General features: G+C 40.9%; 12 protein-coding genes and 2 rRNA genes. 13 read left to right on the forward strand and 1 reads right to left on the reverse strand.

All coding sequences use genetic code 11. The annotated features are described in order from the left end of the window. The 6 genes from DV424_RS08475 to DV424_RS08500 all read left to right on the forward strand — a co-directional run. A 23S ribosomal RNA gene (locus DV424_RS08475) occupies nucleotides 1-268 on the forward strand; the annotation flags it as partial. Between the two features lie 151 nt (nucleotides 269-419). Then, nucleotides 420-535 (forward strand): 5S ribosomal RNA (gene rrf / locus DV424_RS08480). 173 nt (nucleotides 536-708) lie between these two features. Continuing rightward, a complete protein-coding gene (locus DV424_RS08485) occupies nucleotides 709-1,638 on the forward strand; it encodes a LysR family transcriptional regulator (protein WP_105878982.1) in 930 nt (309 codons plus the stop codon). A gap of 9 nt (nucleotides 1,639-1,647) precedes the next feature. Then, nucleotides 1,648-2,367, forward strand: a complete 720-nt coding sequence (gene azlC / locus DV424_RS08490; protein WP_118859713.1) for an azaleucine resistance protein AzlC — start codon at nucleotides 1,648-1,650, stop codon at nucleotides 2,365-2,367. Continuing rightward, nucleotides 2,364-2,693, forward strand: a complete 330-nt coding sequence (locus tag DV424_RS08495) for a branched-chain amino acid transporter permease (protein WP_105876202.1) — start codon at nucleotides 2,364-2,366, stop codon at nucleotides 2,691-2,693. Before azlC ends, DV424_RS08495 begins: the two co-directional genes overlap by 4 nt. 102 nt (nucleotides 2,694-2,795) lie before the next feature. Further along, the gene (locus tag DV424_RS08500) at nucleotides 2,796-3,029 is read left to right on the forward strand and encodes a YgjV family protein (protein WP_050949449.1); all 234 of its coding nucleotides are present in this window, start codon (nucleotides 2,796-2,798) and stop codon (nucleotides 3,027-3,029) included. A 75-nt stretch (nucleotides 3,030-3,104) separates the two neighbouring features. Here DV424_RS08500 and prfC read toward each other — a convergent pair whose 3' ends face one another. After that, on the reverse strand, nucleotides 3,105-4,685 hold the full coding sequence (prfC, locus tag DV424_RS08505; protein WP_050847486.1) for a peptide chain release factor 3: 1,581 nt from the start codon (nucleotides 4,683-4,685) through the stop codon (nucleotides 3,105-3,107). 311 nt (nucleotides 4,686-4,996) lie between these two features. Here prfC and DV424_RS08510 point away from each other — a divergent pair, with 311 nt between their 5' ends. The 7 genes from DV424_RS08510 to DV424_RS08540 all read left to right on the forward strand — a co-directional run bounded on the left by DV424_RS08510 (nucleotide 4,997) and on the right by DV424_RS08540 (nucleotide 24,088). Then, nucleotides 4,997-5,785 (forward strand): enoyl-ACP reductase FabI, encoded by a 789-nt coding sequence (locus DV424_RS08510; protein ID WP_118859714.1) that lies wholly within the window; start codon nucleotides 4,997-4,999, stop codon nucleotides 5,783-5,785. 80 nt (nucleotides 5,786-5,865) lie between these two features. Beyond that, nucleotides 5,866-7,845 (forward strand): exoribonuclease II, encoded by a 1,980-nt coding sequence (gene rnb / locus DV424_RS08515; protein WP_118859715.1) that lies wholly within the window; start codon nucleotides 5,866-5,868, stop codon nucleotides 7,843-7,845. A 476-nt stretch (nucleotides 7,846-8,321) separates the two neighbouring features. Next, nucleotides 8,322-20,327, forward strand: coding sequence for a Hia/Hsf adhesin N-terminal domain-containing protein (locus tag DV424_RS08520; RefSeq protein ID WP_118859723.1), 12,006 nt, complete (start codon nucleotides 8,322-8,324; stop codon nucleotides 20,325-20,327). A gap of 232 nt (nucleotides 20,328-20,559) precedes the next feature. Beyond that, nucleotides 20,560-21,201, forward strand: a complete 642-nt coding sequence (pxpB, locus tag DV424_RS08525) for a 5-oxoprolinase subunit PxpB (RefSeq protein WP_005694217.1) — start codon at nucleotides 20,560-20,562, stop codon at nucleotides 21,199-21,201. After that, on the forward strand, nucleotides 21,198-22,127 hold the full coding sequence (locus DV424_RS08530; protein ID WP_118859716.1) for a 5-oxoprolinase subunit C family protein: 930 nt from the start codon (nucleotides 21,198-21,200) through the stop codon (nucleotides 22,125-22,127). Before pxpB ends, DV424_RS08530 begins: the two co-directional genes overlap by 4 nt. Next, on the forward strand, nucleotides 22,114-22,851 hold the full coding sequence (gene pxpA / locus DV424_RS08535) for a 5-oxoprolinase subunit PxpA (protein WP_005688057.1): 738 nt from the start codon (nucleotides 22,114-22,116) through the stop codon (nucleotides 22,849-22,851). Before DV424_RS08530 ends, pxpA begins: the two co-directional genes overlap by 14 nt. Nucleotides 22,852-22,894: 43 nt before the next feature. Continuing rightward, nucleotides 22,895-24,088 (forward strand): NRAMP family divalent metal transporter, encoded by a 1,194-nt coding sequence (locus DV424_RS08540; protein WP_118859717.1) that lies wholly within the window; start codon nucleotides 22,895-22,897, stop codon nucleotides 24,086-24,088. Nucleotides 24,089-24,110 lie beyond the last annotated feature (22 nt).

Below are 24,110 nucleotides of genomic sequence, written 5' to 3' on the forward strand. Positions count from 1 at the left end.
GAATTGGTTGGGGCTGCTCCTAGTACGAGAGGACCGGAGTGGACGCACCACTGGTGTTCCGGTTGTGTCGCCAGACGCATTGCCGGGTAGCTAAGTGCGGAAGAGATAAGTGCTGAAAGCATCTAAGTACGAAACTTGCCAAGAGATGAGTTCTCCCTGTCTTTAAGACAGTAAGGGTTGTTTAAGACGAAGACGTAGATAGGTCTGGTGTGTAAGTGATGTGAGTCATTGAGCTAACAGATACTAATTGCCCGAGAGGCTTAACTATACAACGCTCAAGTGTTTTTGGAAAACAGAGTGAAAGAAAAAGAAATTAACTAAACGTTCAGCTTGTTGCCGATAAGAAGAAGAGAAACGAAAAACGAAAAAAGTGAAGTAGTAAAAGATAAGAAACAAAGAGTAAGTTATCAAAGAATTATCCCGGCGGCGATAGTGCGGTGGAACCACCTGACACCATACCGAACTCAGAAGTGAAACGCTGTAATGCCGATGGTAGTGTGGGGTTTCCCCATGTGAGAGTAGGGCACCGCCGAGTTATCAAATACAAATCTAAATTACATAAAAACAGAAGAACCCCAGTTGAATAACTGGGGTTTTATATTTTAACTAAAATAATTATCCAAATAATTAATTTTATTAATTAGCATATTTCTAATTTTAAGGTATTATACTGATTCCCTAAATTTTAATTTTATATGAATATTATTAATGAAACCAACCTTTCTAGAATTTAGACATCTTAAAACTTTACTGGCTTTAAAAGAGACAGGCAGTGTTTCTCTAGCTGCAAAGCGCGTATATCTAACCCAATCAGCACTTTCTCATCAAATTAAATTAATAGAAGAACAGTTTGGTTTACCTTTATTTGAGCGTAAAAGTAATCCACTTCGTTTTACTTCAGCGGGAGAGCGTTTAATTCGTCTTGCGAATGAAGTAATGCCGAAAGTGATTGATGCTGAACGTGATCTTGCACGGGTAAAACATGGCGATGCAGGACAGTTACGTATAGCGGTGGAATGCCATACTTGTTTTGATTGGTTAATGCCAGCGATGGACGAATTCCGTCAGCATTGGGGGCTAGTAGAATTGGATATTGTATCTGGCTTTCATACGGATCCCGTTGGTTTATTACTTTCCCATCGAGCAGATTGGGCGATAGTATCAGAAATAGAGCATAATGATGATGTTATTTTTAAACCGCTCTTTTCTTATGAAATGGTTGGAATTTGCTCAAAAAATCATTCTTTAGCAGAAAAAGACATTTGGGAAGCGGAAGATTTTATTGATGAAACTTGGGTAACTTACCCCGTACCTGACGATATGTTAGATCTATGGCGTAAAGTGCTTAAACCAAAAGGCATTAATCCTACTCGCCGTACAACAGAACTTACTATTGCAATGATTCAACTTGTTGCGAGCAAACGCGGTATTGCCACAGTGCCTTATTGGGCTGCCTTGCCTTATTTGGAAAAAGGTTATGTCGTAGCAAGAAAAATCACAAAAAGTGGCTTATACAGCAATTTATATGCCGCGATTCGCAAAGAAGACGAATCCCTTTCTTATTTAGAAGATTTTTATCAAACAGTCAAATCTCAAAGTTTCTCAACTTTACCTGGACTTTCTGTTTTAAATTTATAGACGTAATTAATGGATTTATTTCAACAAAATCAACAGCCTAACCCAATTACTGAAGCGGCTAAGGCTGCTTTTCCCTATAGCGTACCAATGATTGCAGGATTTTTATTTCTTGGCATAGCATACGGTATTTATATGAAAGCACTTGGTTTCGGATTTTTGTATCCTACTTTGATGGCTTTACTGATTTATGCGGGTTCTGTTGAATTTATTGCGGCAGGCGCACTTATCGCACCTTTCTCTCCAATCAGCGTATTATTAATTACCTTAATGATTAGTGCCAGACAAATTTTTTATGGCATATCAATGTTAGAAAAATATGGCATACATATAGGAAAAAAACGCTGGTATTTAATCACAACACTGGTAGATGAATCTTTTTCCTTAAATTATATGGCAAAAATCCCACCGCACTTAGATAAAGGCTGGTATATGTTTTTTGTGAGCTTATATTTGCATATTTATTGGGTGCTTGGTACAGCAATGGGTAACTTATTTGGCACTGTTTTACCTTTTAATTTAAAAGGCGTGGAATTTTCAATGACAGCACTATTCTTAGTTATTTTTGCAGAAAATTGGCTAAAAGAAAAATCCCACGAAAGCTCTCTATTAGGTTTAGGCATCGCATTAGTTTTTTTACTTATTATAGGAAAAGAATATTTTTTAATTCCAACATTAATTAGCATTTGGTTAATTTTAACTATGCGAATAGCTAAATTAGAAACAAAATGACACTAACAGAACAAATTATTACCATAGGAATTTGTATAGTAGCGGTACAATTTACACGTTTATTACCATTTTTTGTGTTTCCTGTTAATCGCCCCATTCCACAATATATCCGTTATCTCGGAAAAGTTTTACCTCCAGCAATGTTTGGTATGCTTGTCGTTTATTGTTATAAAAATATTGATATTTTAACTGGCTATCACGGTATTCCTGATTTGCTTGCAGGGATAGTCGTGCTTGGCTTACATTTCTGGAAGAAAAATATGTTTCTATCTATTGCCATAGGCACACTTTTCTATATGGCTCTTGTTCAACTTATTTTTATATAATTTTCCCTTGCAAACGGTTGCTTCTTTTTCTTATCTTTTCCTTGCATTAAAAATCTTTTATCATAGCCAATGTTTTTATTTTTAATCAAAGAGAACAACATAATGGACTTTAATTTTATTGAGTTTTTAGGTTATATGGCGACTTTTTTTGTTGCTGCATCTTTCTTATTTAAATCTATTGTGCATTTACGCATTGTAAATAGTATCGGCGCGATTTTATTTGTTATTTACAGCTTAATTATCACAGCATATCCCGTTGCAGTATTAAATGCGTTTTTAGTTGTGGTAAATATTTATCAACTTTGGCGATTAAAACAAGAAAACCTCTCTAAATAAAAGAAAAGCGTTGAATTAAATTTCAACGCTTTTTTTCTGGAAAAGTGCGGTAGAATTTTACCGCACTTTGTTATTTTAATGCTCCCGCGTTTTATAAAACGCTACATCGGGATAACGTTCTTGGGCTAAATTTAGATTTACCATTGTTGGCGCAATATAGGTTAAATTATCGCCGCCATCTAAGGCTAGATTTTGCTCGTTTTTACGTTTAAATTCTTCAAATTTTTTCCCATCGGTGCATTCTACCCAACGAGCCGTGGAAACGTTCACATTTTCATAAATTGCTTCCACGTTATATTCAGTTTTTAGACGAGAAACCACCACATCAAACTGCAACACACCCACAGCACCCACAATTAAATCGTTGTTTAATAATGGACGAAACACTTGCACTGCACCTTCTTCAGAAAGTTGCACCAAGCCTTTTAACAGTTGTTTTTGTTTAAGAGGATCTTTCAAACGAATGCGACGGAATAACTCTGGCGCAAAGTTTGGAATGCCTGTAAATTTCAGCATTTCGCCTTGCGTAAAAGTATCGCCAATTTGAATGGTACCGTGATTATGCAAACCAATAATATCGCCTGCGTAAGCTTCTTCAGCGTGAGCGCGATCGCCCGCCATAAAAGTCAGCGCATCAGAAATAACCACATCTTTTCCAATACGGACGTGTTTAAGTTTCATTCCTTTTTCGTATTTGCCCGAAACAACACGCATAAACGCCACTCTGTCACGGTGTTTCGGATCCATATTGGCTTGAATTTTAAACACAAAACCACTGAATTTTTCTTCCGCACTTTCCACCGTTCTTGTATCCGCTTGACGAGATTGCGGCTTCGGAGCCCATTGCGTTAAGCCATCAAGAAAATGATCCACTCCAAAATTGCCTAATGCCGTCCCGAAAAATACTGGTGTAAGTTCCCCTTTAATAAAGGCATCTTGCTCAAATTCATTACTTGCGCCTTGCACCAATTCCAATTCGTCACGAAGCTGTTGTGCTAAATCATCGCCAACCGCGGCATCTAATTCAGGGCTATTTAAACCTTTAACAACACGAACTTCTTGAATAGTTGAGCCTTGACCAGATTGATAAAGATAGGTTTCATCTTTTGCAAGATGATAAACACCCTTAAACAATTTCCCACAGCCAATTGGCCAAGTAATTGGCGCACAACGAATTTTCAACACATTTTCCACCTCGTCCAACAATTCCATCGGATCACGAATATCACGGTCGAGTTTATTCATAAACGTGATAATTGGCGTATCACGTAAACGTGTGACTTCCATCAACTTAATCGTACGTTCCTCCACCCCTTTGGCAGAGTCAATAACCATCAAACAGCTATCCACAGCGGTTAAAGTGCGGTAAGTATCTTCAGAGAAATCTTCGTGTCCGGGGGTATCGAGCAAATTCACTAAACAATCATTATAAGGAAATTGCATCACAGAAGTGGTAATCGAAATTCCACGTTGTTTTTCCATTTCCATCCAGTCAGATTTTGCGTGAGCCGCCGAGCCTTTGCCTTTTACAGAACCTGCTGTTTGAATCGCATTGCCGTATAAAAGTACTTTTTCAGTAATCGTTGTTTTACCCGCATCAGGGTGGGAAATAATCGCAAAAGTGCGACGTTTATTCACTTCTTGAGGATAAGCCATAATTTTCTCTTATTCATTCAAATTGTATTAAAAAATCGGCGTATTATCCTTGAAAATAGCGTGTTTTGCAAAAACACCTTATATAGAACACCACAATTTTACAAATTTATAATGGAACACCGAGTGGGCTTACGCCCCCTACGGTTTTACAAATTTAAGGAAAATTTAATGGTTATCATAACATTTCCATTGTAGGGTGGGCGTAAGCCCACGCGGTTAATCCCATTTTAAAAAAATTGGTCGGCTTTGTACAAAAACAAATTTTCGCTTATACTACGCAAGTTTTTTACGCTAACAACATAGGAAAAATTATGGGTTTCTTAACAGGTAAACGCATTTTAGTCACCGGTCTTGCAAGCAATCGTTCCATCGCTTACGGGATCGCAAAATCAATGAAAGAACAAGGTGCAGAACTTGCTTTCACTTATTTAAACGATAAATTACAACCACGCGTAGAAGAATTTGCCAAAGAATTTGGCTCTGACATCGTGCTTCCTTTAGATGTAGCAACTGATGAAAGCATCCAAAATTGCTTTGCAGAATTAAGCAAACGCTGGGAAAAATTTGACGGCTTTGTTCACGCCATTGCCTTTGCACCAAGCGATCAACTAGACGGCGATTACGTAAATGCGGCAACTCGTGAAGGCTATCGTATCGCTCATGATATTAGCGCATACAGCTTCGTTGCAATGGCACAAGCGGCACGTCCTTACTTAAATCCAAATGCTGCATTATTAACGTTGTCTTACTTAGGTGCAGAACGTGCAATTCCTAACTACAACGTTATGTGTCTAGCAAAAGCCTCTCTTGAAGCCGCAACCCGCGTAATGGCAGCAGATCTAGGCAAAGAGGGCATTCGCGTAAACGCTATTTCAGCAGGCCCAATCCGCACTTTAGCGGCATCAGGCATTAAAAACTTCAAAAAAATGCTTTCCACCTTTGAGAAAACCGCTGCATTACGTCGCACTGTGACTATCGAAGATGTGGGTAACTCAGCGGCATTTTTATGTTCTGACTTAGCCTCTGGCATTACAGGCGAAATCGTTCACGTTGATGCAGGTTTCAGCATCACTGCAATGAGCGAATTAGGCGAAGAATAAGTTTTCTTCCATTCTTTTTAGGCAGGCTTTTCAGTCTGCCTTTTCTCTTTTTTAAAATATAACGATGTTTCAAAATAACTATGTTTCAAGATAATCCTTTACTCGCACAACTTAAACAACAAATCCACGACAGCAAAGAACAGGTTGAGGGTGTGGTAAAAAGCACAGATAAAGCCTACGGCTTTTTAGAGTGCGATAAAAAAAACTATTTCATCGCACCGCCATCAATGAAAAAAGTGATGCACGGCGACAAAATCAAAGCCACCATTGAAAAACAAGGCGACAAAGAACAAGCCGAGCCAGAAGCCTTAATTGAGCCAATGCTCACACGTTTTATCGCAAAAGTGCGGTTCAATAAAGACAACAAATTACAAGTGCTGGTCGATCACCCAAGCATCAATCAGCCAATCGGCGCACAACAAGCCAAATCAGTAAAAGAAGCACTGCAAGAGGGCGACTGGGTCGTCGCACATTTAAAAACCCATCCATTGCGTGACGATCGCTTTTTCTACGCCACCATTAATCAATTTATTTGCCGAGCTGATGACGAATTTGCCCCTTGGTGGGTTACATTGGCACGTCACGAACAATCTCGCTATCCCGTGCAAGGCGTAGAACATTATGAAATGTTAGATCAAAAAACACGTGAAAATCTGACCGCACTTCATTTTGTAACCATTGATTCCGAAAGCACAATGGATATGGACGACGCCTTATATATCGAACCCATCACACAAAACAACGAACAAACAGGTTGGAAACTCGTGGTCGCCATTGCTGACCCAACCGCTTATATCGCCTTAGATTGCCAAATTGAACAAGAAGCCAAACAGCGTTGCTTCACAAATTATTTACCGGGCTTTAACATTCCAATGTTACCCCGTGAATTATCCGATGAATTATGCTCTTTAATCGCCAATGAAACCCGCCCCGCACTCGTTTGTTATATCGAAACCGATCTTGCAGGCAACATCACAGCCAAACCGCATTTTGTTTCCGCTTATGTGCAATCTAAAGCAAAACTGGCTTACAACAACGTCTCAGATTACTTAGAACAAACCCAAAACGTGTGGCAACCAGAAACGCCAGAAATTGCACAACAAATTCATTGGCTATATCAATTTACCAAAGCCCGTATTCAATGGCGAAAAAACCATTCCTTACTCTTTAAAGAAAAACCTGATTACGCCTTTGTGCTGGCAGAAAACGGCAAAGTGCAAGAAATCAAAGCCGAATATCGCCGCATAGCCAATCAAATTGTGGAAGAAGCAATGATTATCGCCAACATCTGTGCTGCCCAATTTTTACACGAAAACGCAAAAACAGGCATTTTCAACACTCACAGCGGTTTTGATAAAAAATACTTAGAAAATGCACATCATTTCTTAATGGCAAATTTAGCCAATGAACAAAATAACACAGAGCTGGCAGAACGTTATTCCGTAGAAAATCTGGCAACATTAAAGGGCTATTGCCAAATGCGTCACGATATCGACCATCTAGAAAGCGATTATGTAGCCCTACGCCTACGCCGTTATTTAACTTTCGCCGAATTTAAATCAGAATTAGCACCGCACTTCGGACTGGGGCTAGAGGGGTACGCCACTTGGACATCCCCAATTCGTAAATATTCTGATATGGTTAATCATCGCTTAATCAAAGCCGTGCTGGCACAACAGCCTTGCGAAAAACCACAAAATGATGTATTGGCACGTTTGCAAGAAGCCCGCCGCCAAAATCGCCTCGTCGAACGTGATATTGCCGATTGGCTATATTGCCGTTATCTTGCACCGAAAGTGGCTGAAAATGCGGAATTTAATGCAGAAGTGCAAGATGTAATGCGGGCAGGCTTACGCGTACAACTACTCGAAAATGGTGCATCGTTATTCATCCCCGCCGCCAGCCTGCACAACAACAAAGAAGAAATACAACTAAACCCCGATGAACTCGCCCTTTATATCAAAGGCGAACGCACTTATAAAATCGGCGACATGGTAAAAGTGAAACTCACAGAAGTGAAAGAAACCACACGCAGCATAATCGGCGAAATTCTTCAATAAAAAATGGCAGGATAAACTAATCGTAGCAACCATAGGGTGGGCGTAAGCCCACGTGTTTTTTAACAGGATTTGTAGGGTGGGCGTAAGCCCACGCGGTATTCTACAATTTATTTTCCTATATTTCCCGCGTGGGCTTACGCCCACCCTACAATTTATTTTCCTATATTTCCCACGTGGGCTTACGCCCACCCTACAATTTTAAAGAAAATCAAATGACAAACGTAGGGTGGGTGTGAACCCACGCGTTTTTCCATTCCCCCATCATAAATTTATACGTAATGTGAACGCAATCCCACGCGTTTTTCAATAACCACTTGTTTTTATTAAACTTTCTATTTTTTTTTTTTTTTTTTTTTGAGGGGTCAAACTTTTACAAAATACCACTTCTTATTCATTTCAATAATGGATATAATAGTCACCATTTATTAAGGAAAGTAAACCAAGTTACTTAATTTATTGATTTAAGGTAAAGAATTATGAACAAGATTTTTAAAATTATCTGGAATGCCACCACTCAAACTTGGGTTGTGGTGTCTGAACTCACTCGCGCCCACACCAAACGCGCCTCCGCAACCGTGGCAACCGCCGTATTGGCGACGCTGTTGTCTGCAACGGTTCAGGCGAGTGGCGGTGAGTCGGAAGACGGTCCGCCAAGTAATGGGTTTGACCCAAAAAATCCAGATCCTACAGCAGAGTTTGAAACTACGGATAATTATCAATTCGGTCTTGCTGTTTTAGATGAAAACGGCGAGATAAAAAATGAAACTTTAAAAAATAATAGCTTTGAAAATGATGAAGAAAGAACTAAGTATAATATTTCTGTAGAGACGACTAATAGTGGATATACGCTTCCTACGTACTCTAGTAGTTTCCTTTACCTTAAAGAAAACGGCGGGATTGAGCTCGAACAAGATGGACGTTTAGCTAAATTTAAAGTAAAAACTGGCGACGGATTAAAAATTGATGGAGATAATAAACTCACTGCCGACACCATTAATCTTACCGTTAATGACGGCAAAGTAACCTCCCCTGATGATGACAGCAAAAAACTTGTTAATGCAGGCGGTTTAAAAGCAGCTTTAAATGAATTAGGTTGGAGACTTAAAGCCACTGATGGAACCATTGGAACCGTAAAAAGCGGCGAAGAAGTAGAATTTAAAGGCGAGGGTGTTACTGTAAAAACTGAAAATAAAGACGGTAAACACATCGTTACCATTACAGCCCAAACACAACCACAAACTGGCGGAAATGCGGGGGGGGCTTGGAAAGCTATTGCTGGCAAAGAAGGCACTGGCGAAGTTGATCCTGCAACTCCAAAAGAAGAAAGTGTTTCTGCAGGCGATACAGTGACTTTCAAAGCTGGCAATAATCTAAAAATCAAACAGGAAAATAAGAACTTTACTTATTCACTGAAAGATACTTTAACAGGCTTAACGAGCGTTACTTTAGGTAAAGATAATGATGTAAAAACCGTAATCGACAAAAACGGCTTAACCATCACGCCAGCGAATGCGGGTGCAGATAATGCAAACACCATCAGCGTAACCAAAGATGGTATTAAAGCGGGTAATAAAGAAATTACCAATGTTAAGAGTGGTTTAACAACTTATGGAAATAACCAAAACCCTACAGCTAATACAGTTAATTACGCCAAGAAAGACTTGGTTAATTTAGATGCTCTTAAACCTACAGTTGGCGGTGCTGCTACAGCAAATGACGACCTAGCTAAAAAAGCTGCTACTGTAGGCGACTTAGCGGGCTTAGGCTGGGTGCTTTCAGCTAAGAAAACTACAAGTGATAACGGTGCAACTGATACCGAGTTCCACGCAGCGGTTAAAAACGCCAATGAAGTTGAGTTTGTTGGAACAGGCTCTGCAACTGTGTCTGCGAAAACTACAGATGGTAAACACATAGTAACAGTAAACGTGAAAGAAGCTGAGCTTGGCGACGGTCTTGAAAAAGAAAACGGCAAGATTAAGCTCAAAGTGGATAGCACAAATACCGACAATGTACTAACTGTTGATCCAACAAAAGGTGTATCTGTCACTAAAGGTAGCTTTGATGAAGTTAAAACTGAAGCAACTGCTACAGCTCAAGGTGCAACTCCTGATGCAAATCGCGGTAAAGTGGTTGTGAGCGGTGTAACAAATGGCGGACAACCAAGCGAAGCTGACAAGAAAAAAGTCGCGACAGTGGTTGATGTAGCTAAAGCAATTAACGACGCAGCAACTTTCGTGAAAGTGGGAAGTACAACTGATGATATTGAAGATGATGCAGTAAACGGAGATGACACTAAAGACCAAGCTCTCAAAGCAGGCGACACCTTAACCTTAAAAGCGGGTAAAAACTTAAAAGTTAAACGTGAGGGTAAAGATGTAACCTTTGCTTTAGCGAAAGATATTACTACGGAGAATGCGACTTTTAGTAACAAGTTATCTATTGGTGGTGCTACAACGGCTGGTGCTACAACACCGAAAGTGAGTGTGACTAGTACGGCTGACGGCTTGAAATTCGCTAAAGAGCCTGCGGGTGCTAATGGCGATACTATGGTTCACTTGACTAATATCGCTTCGACTTTAGATGATCATCGTGTAGGTGGAAATACAACGCATCTAGATAAAGAGGTTAATGAGGCACATCGTAATCGTGCAGCAACTGTTGGCGATGTGTTAAATAGTGGTTGGAATATTCGCGGTGTTAAACCGACGTCTACAAACAATCAAGTAGAAAGTGTTGATTTTGTTGCAACCTACGATACGGTAGATTTTGTTAGTGATGGAGAAACAACAACTGTAACGGTAGCTCAAAAAGATAATAAGAAAGGTGCTGAAGTTAAAATCGGTGCGAAGACTTCTGTTATCAAAGACAATAATGGTAAGTTGCTCACGGGTAAACAGTTAAAAGATGCAAATACTGGTACAGCGACCGATGCAACTGAAGATGCAGACGAGGGCAAAGGCTTAGTTACAGCAAAAACTGTGATTGAAGCAGTGAACAAGGCTGGTTGGAGAGTGAAAACAACAGGAACTCCTGCTGCAGGTAAAGACGGCTTTGAAACTGTCACATCAGGCACAAATGTAACCTTTGCTGATGGTAATGCGACTACAGCTATCGTAAGTAAAGACACTCAAGGTAATATCACTGTTAAGTACGATGTAAATGTTGGTGAAGGCTTAAAACTAGATGGCAATAAAATCGCAGCAGATACGACCGCACTTACTGTTGAGAATGGCAAGGTAAAAGCTCCTGATGCAACTAATGGCGATAGCAAGAAACTTGTTAATGCGGGTGATTTAGCGACCGCTTTAGGTGATCTAAGTTGGACAGCGAAAGCTGGAGCAGAAGACGGTGGTGAGACTGATAATAGCAACCCTGCAAATGGTCAAGAAGTCAAAGCAGGCGAAACAGTAACCTTTAAAGCAGGTAAGAACTTAAAAGTGAAACAGTCTGGAAAAGACTTTACTTATTCACTGAAAGATACTTTAACTGACTTAACGAGCATTACTTTAGGTAAAGATAATGATGTAAAAACCGTCATCGACAAAAACGGCTTAACCATCACGCCAGCGGCTGGTGCGGGTGCAAATAATGCAAATACCATTAGTGTAACCACATCAGGCATCAAGGCAGGTAATAAAGAAATTACCAATGTTAAGAGTGCTTTAACCACTTATGGTGCTAATACAAACGGACAACCTCAAGCTCAAACAGGCACTGTTGATGAAGCTAAGAAAGGCTTGGTTAATTTAGATACTCCTACAACACCTGCAGTAGCTGGAAATGGTGTAGATGCAAAAGTTCCTGATACCACAGCGGCAACCGTAGGCGACTTACGTGGCTTGGGCTGGGTGCTTTCAGCTGAGAAAACCACGAAAGACGATAATGGTGGAGTAAATGATGCTGCATTCCACGCAGCGGTTAAAAATGCCAATGAAGTTGAGTTCAAAGGAGAGGGTGTAGCAACTGTATCTGCGAAAACTGATACTCAAACAGGTAAACATGTAGTAACAGTAAACGTGAAAGAAACTGAGCTTGGCGACGGTCTTGAGAAAGATGGCAGCAAGATTAAGCTCAAAGTGGATAGCACAAATACCGACAATGTACTAACTGTTGATCCAACAAAAGGTGTATCTGTCACTAAAGGTAGCTTTGGAGATGTTAAGACTGAGGCTACTGATGCTAACCGCGGTAAAGTAGTTGTTAAAGCTTCTGATACAACAGCAGCAAATGCAGCACCAACCGACGCTGACAAGAAAAAAGTGGCGACTGTTGGCGATGTTGCAGATGCTATCAATAGTGCTTCAACTTTCGTGAAAGTGGGAAGTACAACTGATGATATTGAAGATAGTGCCGCAGGCGAAAATGAAACTACAGACGAAGCTCTCAAAGCAGGCGACACCTTAACCTTAAAAGCGGGTAAAAACTTAAAAGTTAAACGTGACGGTAAAGAGGTTACCTTTGCTTTAGCGAAAGACCTTGATGTTAAAACTGCGACTGTAAGCGAGAAATTATCAATTGGTTCTGGTAACGGCAAAATCAATGTGACCAGTACAGCTAATGGTTTAACCTTTGCAAAAGAAAATGGAACGCCTGTAGCAGGAGGTGGTACACCTGATACGAGAGTTTATTTAAATGGTATTGCAACTACTTTAACTGAACCGGGTGCGGGAGCGAAGTCCTCACATGTTGATTTAAGTCTTGGTAGCACGGAAAAATCTCACGCGGCAAGTATTGAAGATGTATTGCGTGCGGGTTGGAATATTAAAGGTGCTAAGACTGTAGGTGGCGTGGTTGATAATGTTGATTTTGTTGCGACTTACGACACTGTGGAGTTTACAGATGATGGTAAGGGTACAACGACGGTAACTGTAACCCAAAAAGAAAATGGCAGAGGTGCTGACGTTAAAATCGGTGCGAAGACTTCTGTTATTGCTGCAAAAGACGGTAAGTTATTTACTGGAAAAGATAACAAAGAGAAAAATCAAGCTACAAATGCCAACCCTGCAACTGATGATACGGATGCGGGCAAAGGCTTAGTGACTGCTGAGACTGTTATCAAGGCAGTGAACGAGGCTGGTTGGAGAATTAAAACAACTGCTGCTGATGGTCAAGCTGGTCAGGGCAACTTTGAAACTGTTGCATCAGGCACAAATGTAACCTTTGCTAGTGGTAATGGTACAACTGCGACTGTAACTAAAGATGACCAAAAAGGAATTACGGTTACATACAACGCAAATGTTGGCGATGGTTTGAAGCTTAGCGATGACCAAAAAATCACTGCAGATACGACCGCACTTACTGTAGAAAAGGGTAAGGTAACTGCCCCTGATGCAAATAACGGCGATGGCAAGAAACTTGTTAATGCGGAGGGTTTAGCAACTGCGTTAAATAAATTAAGTTGGACAGCAACTGCTGACAAAGAAGGCACTGGCGAAGTTGAGCCTGCAACTCCAGCAGAGCAAGAAGTCAAAGCGGGCGATAAAGTAACCTTTAAGGCTGGCGACAACTTAAAAGTGAAACAGTCTGGAAAAGACTTTACTTATTCACTGAAAGATAGCTTAACTGGCTTGAAAGATATTACGTTGAATAAAGCGTCAGATGGTGCAACAAACGGTGCAACCACTAAGATTACCAGCGACGGCTTAACCATCACGCCAGCAGCTGGTGCGGGTGCAGATAATGCAAACATCATCAGCGTAACTAAAGATGGCATTAAAGCGGGTAATCAACAAATTACCAATGTTGCGAGTGCTTTAAAAACCTATAAAGATGCTCAAAACGGCGGAGCTCAACCAGCGGGTAATAATACAGTTGATAAAGCCAAAGAGGGCTTGGTTAATTTAGATACCCCTGTAACACCTGCGGCTGGAAATGGTGTAGATGCAAAAGTTCCTGATACCACAGCGGCAACCGTAGGCGACTTACGTGGCTTAGGCTGGGTGCTTTCATCTGATAAAACTACGAAAGCTGATGGTAATGGTGTTGAGGAAAATCAAGCATTCCACGCAGCGGTTAAAAACGCCAATGAAGTTGAGTTTAAAGGTAAAGGCTCTGCAACCGTGTCAGCGAAAACTGACGGCGGTAAACACGTAGTAACCGTTGATGTGGCAGAAATTACTGCAAACAGTGGATTGAAGAAAGACGGTAACACGATCAAGCTAAACACAAAAGAAGGCGATGATAACTTATTAAAAGTTAATACCGACGGTACCGTTGAGGTTACGAAAGGTGGTTTTGCTGACGTAGATACTGCTGCACCTGCTGCAGGTCAAGGTGCAACTGCAAATGCCAACCGCGGTAAAGTAACCGTTAGCGGTGTTACAGATGCTACGCAAGCAACTGCTGAAGACAAGAAAAAAGTCGCGACAGTGGTTGAGGTTGCTAAAGCGATTAACGACGCCGCAACTTTCGTGAAAGCGGAAAATACTACTGACGAAATAGGCGATAATGAAACCGATAATGGTCAAAATGACGCACTCAAAGCAGGCGACACCTTAACCTTAAAAGCAGGTAAAAACTTAAGAGTTAAACGTGACGGTAGTAACGTAACCTTTGCTTTAGCGAAAGACCTTGATGTAACCTCTGCGAAAGTGAGTGATACTTTAACGATTGGCGGTAATAGACCTGCTACAGGTGGAGATAAAACGCCAAAAGTGAATATCACTAGCACAGCGAGCGGTTTGAATTTTGCACAAGAGGGTAAAGCAGGTAAGGATGCTTACGTTCATTTAAATGGTGTTGCTTCAACCTTGCAGGATACGTTGTTAAATGCAGGCGGTACGGCATCTGTAACAAAAGAAAATATTACAGATGAAGAAAAAGCACGCGCTGCAAGTGTTCAAGATGTCTTAAATGCGGGTTGGAATATTAAAGGCTTCAAGCCTAATGAAACAACTTCTAGCAATGTTGATTTTGTTCGCACTTACGACACCGTTGAGTTTTTGAGCGGAAGTGAAGAAACCACAACGGTTACCGTAGAGAGTAAAGATAATGGTAAGAAAACCGAAGTTAAAATCGGTGCGAAGACTTCTGTTATCAAAGAAAAAGACGGTAAGTTAGTGACAGGTCAAAGGGGGGCTGTTACTGGTACAGCTGATGCAGCAGATAACGATACTGGCAAAGGCTTAGTGACTGCTGAGACTGTGATTGAAGCAGTGAACAAGGCTGGTTGGAGAATTAAAACAACCGATGCTAATGGTCAAAATGGCGACTTCACAACTGTTGCATCAGGCACCAATGTAACCTTTGCTAATGGGAGCGGTACAACTGCGGAAGTCACTAAAGATGCCAATGGTATTACCGTTAAGTACAATGCAAGCGTGGCTGACGGCTTGAAGCTAGAGAATAATAAAATCGTAGCAGATACAGTTACACTTACTGTGAATGATGGTAAGAACGCTAATAATCCGAAAGGTAAAGTGGCTGATGTTGCTGAAGACGACAAGAAGAAACTGGTTAATGCAGGTGGTTTAGCTGATGCGTTAAATAAACTAAGCTGGACTGCAACGGCTGGCAAAGACGGCACTGGCGAGGCGGAAGATCAATCTGACCAAGAAGTCAAAGCGGGCGACAAAGTAACCTTTAAAGCAGGCGATAACTTGAAAGTGAAACAGTCTGGAAAAGACTTTACTTATTCACTGAAAGATAGCTTAACTGGCTTGAAAGATATTACGTTGAATAAAGCGTCAGATGGTTCAACAAATAGTGTGACCACTAAGATTACCAGCGATGGCTTAACCATCACACCAGCAGCTAACGGTGCGACAGATACTGCAAGCACCATTAGCGTAACCAAAGATGGCATTAAAGCGGGTAATAAAGAAATTACCAATGTTAAGAGTGGTTTGAATGCTTATGGAGATAAGAATAATCCGACTTTCAATGCCGCAGGTAACTCTGCAACTGATTTAACCAGACAGGTTGATGGTGCTTATGACGGTTTATTAAATCTGAATGAAAAAGGAGCAGATAAAAATCTCTTGGTGGCTGACAGCACAGCGGCAACCGTAGGCGATTTACGTAAGTTGGGTTGGGTATTGTCTAGTAAATCAGGGGCAAATATAGATCCTATTAGCTATAAAGTTAAACAAGCTGATGAAGTTCTCTTTACTGGATCTGGTGCTGCAACGGTTACTTCCAGCTCTAAAGACGGTACACATACGATTACTGTGAATGTGGCTGAAACCAAAGCAAATAGTGGTCTTGAAAAAGATGGCGATACCATTAAGCTAAAAGTGGATAAAAGCACTAATAATGTTTTAACTGTTAGTGATAGTGGTACTGCTGTAACTAAAGGCGAATTTAATATAGTGGATACTGCAGTTCCTGCTGAAGATGCAAGTGCTGAAACTAAAGCTAATCGTGGTAAAGTAACTGTGAAAGATGCTACTGATAAGGACGCTGATAAGAAAGTCGCAACTGTAAAAGATGTTGCAACAGCAATTAACAGTGCGGCGACTTTTGTGAAAACAGAGAATTTAACTACTGCACTTGATGAAGATAATCTGACAGATGACGGCAAGGATGACGCACTTAAAGCTGGCGATACCTTAACCTTTAAAGCGGGTAAAAATCTGAAAGTTAAACGTAGTGGTAAAGAAATTACTTTTGACTTGGCGAAAGATCTTGAAGCGAAAACGGCGACCTTTAGTGATAAGTTGTCGATTGGTTCTGGTACGAATAAGGTTGATATTACCAACGATAATGGCAGCTTGAAGTTGGCGAAAGGTGCTGCTGATATTCAATTACGAGGTATTAGCTCAACCTTAACTGACACTATCACAGGCACAACAACAAAAGCTGAAAATGGTGTAGATGTTCAAAATCATAACCTTGCAGCAAGCGTGAAAGATGTGTTGAGTGCGGGTTGGAATATCAGAGGAGCTACTACTGCGGGTGGTGTAGTTGATAATGTTGATTTTGTTTCGACTTACGACACTGTGGATTTTACAGATGATGGTAAAACAACAATAGTAACCGTAAGCCAAAAAGCAAATGGTAAAGGTGCTGAAGTTAAAATCGGTGCAAAAACTTCTGTTATTAAAGAAAAAGACGGTAAGTTAGTGACAGGTCAAGATGGCAAGGATAATAATACTCCTGCTACATCTGATGCGGACACTGGAACAGGCTTAGTTACAGCAAAAACTGTGATTGAAGCAGTGAATAAGGCTGGTTGGAAAGTCACTGGCGAGGGTACAACTGTTGGTAATAATGAAACAGCATTAACCAAAGACAACGCCCAAACCGTTACATCAGGCACAAGTGTGAACTTCAAGAACGGTAAGACAACTACTGCGACTGTAAGTAAAGATGCTCAAGGTAACATCACGGTTAAGTATGATGTAAATGTTGGCGAAGTCTTGAAAGACAATGAATTCCGCGCACCAGATAACACAAAACTTGTGAAGATCGGCGATGAATACTTCAGTGAGGAAGATATTGATCCTGCAACTGGTCAGCCAAAAGTGAAAGATGGTAAGAAAGTTCAGGCTAAATATAAAACAGTGAATAAGGAAGTCTTTGCCGTTGGTGCTGATGGTAATACTTCGGGAGCTGCCGTTACTTTAACTAACCAAAATCAAGGTGTGGTTACAGGTAAACAGGTGGCAGAAGCCATTGCGAAGTCTGGTTGGAATTTAGGCTTGGCGAATGCTGATCAAGCTGTTTCTGCCTTTGCTACTACTGGTGGTGGCAAAGCCTTATCAGATGTTACGCTTGAGCGTGTTAATGCAAATGACAATGTGCGTTTTGCAAATGGTAAAAATACCGTAGTGAAAGCGGCTGTTGTGGAAAATGTGGATAAAGATGGTAATAAAGTTACTAATACTTATGTCCGCACAGATCTAACAGGTTTGCCTGTTCAATACACGACAGAAGATGGCAAAGCAGTAAGTAAAGTGGGGGATAAATACTACACTTTAGATGACAAAGGTGAGCCGTCAGCTACTCCATTGAGTGATGAGGCAGTTGGTAAATTAAGTGTGAATTTGGTAAGCCCTACTGTAGGTAATAATCCAACTGCAGGCAATAAGCCAACGGCTTTAGGCAATCTTGCAAATGGTGCGAAAACCTTTGATGCTCCAAAAGCTGAAGATGGTAAAGAATTGGCATTGGCAAATGATGGTAAGTATTATCCGAAAGATAAAGTAGGGGCAAATAATGCCGCACCAACGGATGGTACAGCTTCTGTTAAAGTCGCTAACCCAGGCAAGGCAGGATTGGCAGACTTGGCAAATTCAACATCAAGCAATGCGGCAACTGTGGGCGATTTGAAAAACTTGGGCTGGCAGATTTCTGCAGGCGATAGCTACAATGACCAAGTGAGAAATGCCGATAAGGTTAATTTCAAAGGTAGTAATGGTATTAGCGTTTCTGGTAAAACACTAGATGACGGTACGCGTGAAATTACCTTTGAATTGGCTAAAGGCGAAGTGGTTAAATCGAATGAATTTACCGTTAAGAATGCCGATGGTTCGGAAACGGACTTGGTTAAAGTTGGCGATAAGTATTACAGCAAAGAGGATATTGACTTAACAACTGGTCAGCCGAAAGTGACAGCTGGCAATACAGTTGCTGCGAAATATCAAGATAAAAATGGCAAAGTCGTTACTGCTGACGGCAGCGATACCGCTGTTACCCTAACCAACAAAGGTTCTGGTTATGTAACAGGTAACCAAGTGGCAGATGCGATTGCGAAATCAGGCTTTGAGCTTGGTTTGGCAAGTGAAGCTGATGCGAAAGCAGCGTTTGATGATAAGACAAAAGCCTTGTCTGATACTAAAGCGGAAACTGTAAATGCCCACGATAAAGTCCGTTTTGCTAATGGTTTAAATACCAAAGTGAGCGCGGCAACGGTGGAAAGCACCGATGCAAACGGCGATAAAGTGACTACAACCTTTGTGAAAACCGATGTGGAATTGCCTTTAACGCAAATCTACAATACCGATGCAAATGGTAAGAAGATCGTTAAAAATGGCGATAAATGGTATTACACGAAAGATGATGGTTCGGCTGATATGACCAAAGAAGTTACTTTGGGTAACGTGGATGCAAATGGTAAAAAAGTTGTGAAAGACAACGATGGTAAGTGGTATCACGTTAAATCTGATGGTTCTACGGACAAAACACAGGTGGTCGAAGAAGCTAAAGTTTCTACCGATGAAAAACACGTTGTCAGCCTTGATCCGAACAATCAATCGAAAGGTAAAGGTGTCGTGATTGACAATGTGGCTAATGGCGATATTTCGCCAACCAGCAAACAGGCGGTAAACGGCAGCCAGATTTTCGCATTGGCCGGCAATAAAACACCAAATATCACTAATGTGACGGTAGAAAATAAAGTTGATGGTAAGACTACGACTAAAGTCTATAACAATGTTGTAGTGGGCGACGACGGTAAACCATTATTGACCACTTATAATGTGGAGGGCAGAAAAGAAGTTATCACCAATTCGGTGGTTGAAGCCATCTACAATATGAATGAACAAGGGATTAAGTTCTTCCACTCCAACGACGGCACTGCCAAACGCAGAGAGGAACGAAGCAATGACTTTGACTCTAGTGCAAGCGGCAAATACGCGACGGCAATCGGCGCAAGAGCTGATGCGGTAGGCAATAATGCCATTGCCTTAGGCTACGGCTCAAAAGCCTTGCGCGATAATACGCTGGCGATTGGTACGGGCAACGTTGTGAATGCGGAAAAATCTGGTGCATTCGGCGATCCGAACTACATCGAAGATAAAGCCGACGGCAGCTACGCTTTCGGTAACGATAACCGTATTACTTCTAAAAACACTTTTGTGTTGGGTAATAGTGTTAATGCGAAACGTGATGCAAATGGCAATGTACTGACCGAAGAAAAAGAAGTGGTTGGAAAAGACGGTACGAAGACGAAAGTAACCGTGCCGCAAGCCTTAGGCGAAACTGTAGAAAATTCTGTTTATCTCGGTAATGCTTCAACTGCGACAAAAGATAAGGGTAAAAATCTGAAATCTGATGGTACGAAGGGTAATACCACAAGTGCCGGCGCGACGGGTACGGTAAACGGCTTTGCCGGTGCAACGGCGCACGGTGCGGTTTCTGTCGGCGCAAGCGGCGAAGAAAGACGTATCCAAAACGTCGCGGCAGGTGAAATTTCCGCTACTTCAACCGATGCGATTAACGGCAGCCAGTTGTATGCCGTGGCAAAAGGGGTAACAAACCTTGCTGGACAAGTGAATAATCTTGAAGGCAAAGTGAATAAAGTGGGCAAACGTGCAGATGCAGGTACAGCAAGTGCATTAGCGGCTTCACAGTTACCACAAGCTTCTATGCCAGGTAAATCAATGGTTTCTATTGCGGGAAGTAGTTATCAAGGTCAAAATGGTTTAGCTATCGGGGTATCAAGAATTTCCGATAATGGCAAAGTGATTATTCGCTTGTCAGGCACAACCAATAGCCAAGGTAAAACAGGCGTTGCAGCTGGTGTTGGTTACCAGTGGTAAAGTTTGGATTATCTCTCTTAAAAAGCGGCATTTGCCGCTTTTTTTATGGGTGGTATTATTGTTTCAACCAAATGAATTTGTGTTAAATTTCCTTTTTATGGTTAAAGCGTAATGTTTTTAAATTGAATTAAAAAGATGAAAATAAAGACTTGACAAAACCTATAAATATCCTTTAAAAGAGATCTGTAACAAAAAAATAACAAATCACATAACATCATATAAAGGGTATCTTATGAATATCGTTCCGATCAGTGAATCGGCGGTGGTTTGCTCTTTGCCACCCCCAGCTTCCATTCAACAACAACGCCAATTATGGGCGTTTGCTCGTCAATTGCAATCAGAACAAGATATTGTAGAAGTTGTCTTGGGAATGAATAATCTTACGGTTTTTACCGATTTTTTCGTAGATTTTAAGCCGCTTGTGCAACGTTTAGAACAACTTTGGGCTGAGTTGAAAGTATCGGATTTTCAAGGGCGTCATATTGAAATTCCTGTTATTTATGGGGGAGAGCGAGGTCAGGATTTATCTGATGTAGCGAAATTTCATCAGACAACACCAGAGCGGATTATTCAGATGCACAGTGAGCCTATTTATACTGTATATATGATTGGCTTCCAAGCGGGTTTTCCTTATTTGGGTGGTTTACCTGAAAATTTACACACGCCGCGTCGTGCCACGCCAAGAACGGTTGTTCCTGCTGGTTCTGTTGGTATTGGGGGCGCACAAACGGGGATTTATCCTTTTTCTTCGCCAGGTGGGTGGCAGTTGATCGGTTATACTAAACAAGCACTTTTTGATAAAAATCAAGCGCAACCAACCTTATTACAAGCTGGCGATACTGTGAAATTTATTGTGGAGGGGATTGAACTATGATTGATATTCTTGATGTGAAATCCCGTGCGACCATTCAAGATTTAGGGCGTTTTGGTTTACGCCGATTTGGCATTAGCCATTGTGGGGCAATGGATAAATTAGCATTACGTGCGGGCAATATTTTATTGGGCAATGCAGAGAATGTTCCTGCCATTGAAGTGCCTTTAGGCGGTATTACATTGCAATTTCAGCAAGATATGAATTTTTGTGTGACTGGTGCTTTTTATGAAATGATGTTAGATGATAAGCCCATTTTTGCTTATTGGCGTTATCAAGCGCGAGCAGGTCAAATATTAAAAATGGCACGTGCAAAAATTGGAATGTATGGTTATTTATGTGTTCAAGGCGGTTTTGTTTTGCCTCAAGCATTGAATTCTTGCAGCACGGATTTGAGAGCGCAAATAGGGGGCATTGAGGGGCGTTGTTTGCAGGCAGGCGATCAATTACAAACGGCAAATGATCATATTTTGCGTAGCGAAATTGGTGTTGCGCCGATTCCGCTTCGAGATGTTATTCGTGCTTTGCCATCTTCTGAATATCAGGCGTTTAAACGAAAATCCCAATATTATTGGTGGCGAAATGAATGGACGTTACAAACTAACAGTGATCGTATGGGTTATCGTTTTCAAGGTCAGACATTAGAATTAAAGCAGCCGTTGGAAATGCTATCTCACGCCATTCAGTTTGGTAGCGTGCAAGTTCCACCAAGTGGTCAGCCTATTATTTTGATGGCTGATGCGCAAACCACAGGCGGTTATCCTAAAATCGCTAATGTGATTGATGCTGATCTTGGGGCTTTGGCACAGGTGCGTTTAGGTTCAACGATTAAATTTGAAGCGGTTAGCTTACAAGAGGCTGCTAAATTACGCCGTAAAAATGAAATATACCTTGATCAAATTAGGAGAATTGTTGATGAAAAAAATTGATTTAAATGCAGATATTGCAGAGGGTTTTCCTTTTGATGAAAGTTTATTGCAGTTGCTTTCTTCTGCAAATATTGCTTGTGGCTTACACGCTGGGGGCGCAAAGGAAATGCAAAGTGCGGTCAAATTTGCGAAAGAAAATAAGGTGCGTATTGGCGCGCATCCTAGTTTTCCTGATCGCGAAAATTTTGGTCGTACGGCAATGGCGTTGTCTTCACAGGAATTAATCGCACATTTGCGTTATCAATTGGGGGCATTAAAAGCGATTTGTGATGGCGAGGGGGCGGTAATTAGTTATGTTAAACCTCATGGTGCGTTATATAACCAAGCAGCAAAAGATGAAAAAATAGCGCGTGTAATTGCACAAACCGTTTATCAATTTGATCCGAATTTGAAATTAATGGGGTTAGCAGGCAGTTTAATGTTGCGCATCGCAGAGGAAGAAAAATTGCAAACGATTTCTGAAGTTTTTGCCGATCGACATTATATGCCTGATGGGAGTTTGGTGCCTCGTTCTCAACCAAATGCAATGGTGGAATCTGATAAGGAAGCCATTCAACAAGTGTTACAAATGGTAACAAAGGGGCAAGTCAATGCCATTGATGGAAGCCTTGTTCCTGTAAAAGCAGAAAGTATTTGCTTACACGGCGATAATCAACATTCTTTACAATTTGCTAAACGCATTGTGGAAGAATTAGAAAAAAATCATATCAAAATAACGGCATAAGCCGAATAAACACATAACATCAACTTAACAATGGAGGTGCTTTATGGCATCAATTACTCACAGACGAAATGCGGTTTTAGGGGCGGCTTTCTTAATGGCGACATCCGCCATAGGGCCTGGGTTTTTAACTCAAACCGCAACCTTTACAAATACTTTATTAGCGAGTTTTGGCTTTGTTATTTTATTATCAATTTTGTTAGATATTGGTGCTCAACTTAATATTTGGCGAATTGTTATTGTGTCTGGTAAACGCGCGCAAGATATTTCTAATGCGGTTTTTCCGAAAGCAGGGTATTTTCTTGCTGCGCTGATTGTGATGGGCGGGCTGGCTTTTAACATTGGTAATGTTGGCGGCGCGGGGCTTGGTTTAAATTCTATTTTTGGTATAGCACCAGAAATGGGCGCAGTGATTAGTGGTATTATTGCTATTTTGATTTTTTTGCGTAAAGAAGCAGGCTTATTAATGGATCGTTTTGCGCAATTAATGGGTTTTATTATGGTTGCGCTCACATTTTATGTCATGTTTAAAACTGAACCACCTGTGGCTGAAGCAGCCTATCATTCCTTTATTCCAGAACAAATTGATCCTATTGCTATTGTTACATTAGTGGGGGGAACCGTAGGCGGTTATATTACTTTTGCAGGCGCGCATCGTTTATTAGATGCGGGCATTCAAGGCGAAAAAGCAATGGCTGAAGTGAGCCGTAGTTCTGTTTCAGCCATTTTAATTGCTTCAACAATGCGTGTTGTATTATTTCTTGCGGTGCTTGGCGTGGTGTCAAAAGGTGTGGCTCTTAATCCTAAAAATCCAGCTGAAACGCCTTTTGAATATGTAGCAGGTAATTTTGGTCAAGTGTTATTTGGAGTGGTTATTTGGGCAGCGTCTATCACATCTGTTATTGGTGCGGCTTATACTTCAGTTTCTTTCTTAACGACCCTTTGTCCAACCATTGAACGCAATCGTAATCGTTGGATTATTGCCTTTATTGTGATTTCTACTGTTGTTTTAGTTACTGTGGGAAAACCTGCTGCGGTATTAGTTTTTGTGGGAACATTAAATGGCTTAATACTGCCGATTGCATTGGCATTAATTTTGTTAGCTGCTTACAGAAGTGATATTGTTGGCACTTATAAACACCCTGTTTTTTTAGCTTTTTCAGGCTGGTTTGTTGTGATTATTATGGCAATATTAAGTGGAAAAACGATTATTTCTTATATCTCTAGTTTTTTTAGCTAACTAATATTTTGTGAAAGGATCT

This window comes from Haemophilus haemolyticus (assembly GCF_003493605.1).
Classification (GTDB): Bacteria; Pseudomonadota; Gammaproteobacteria; order Enterobacterales; family Pasteurellaceae; genus Haemophilus; species Haemophilus haemolyticus_J.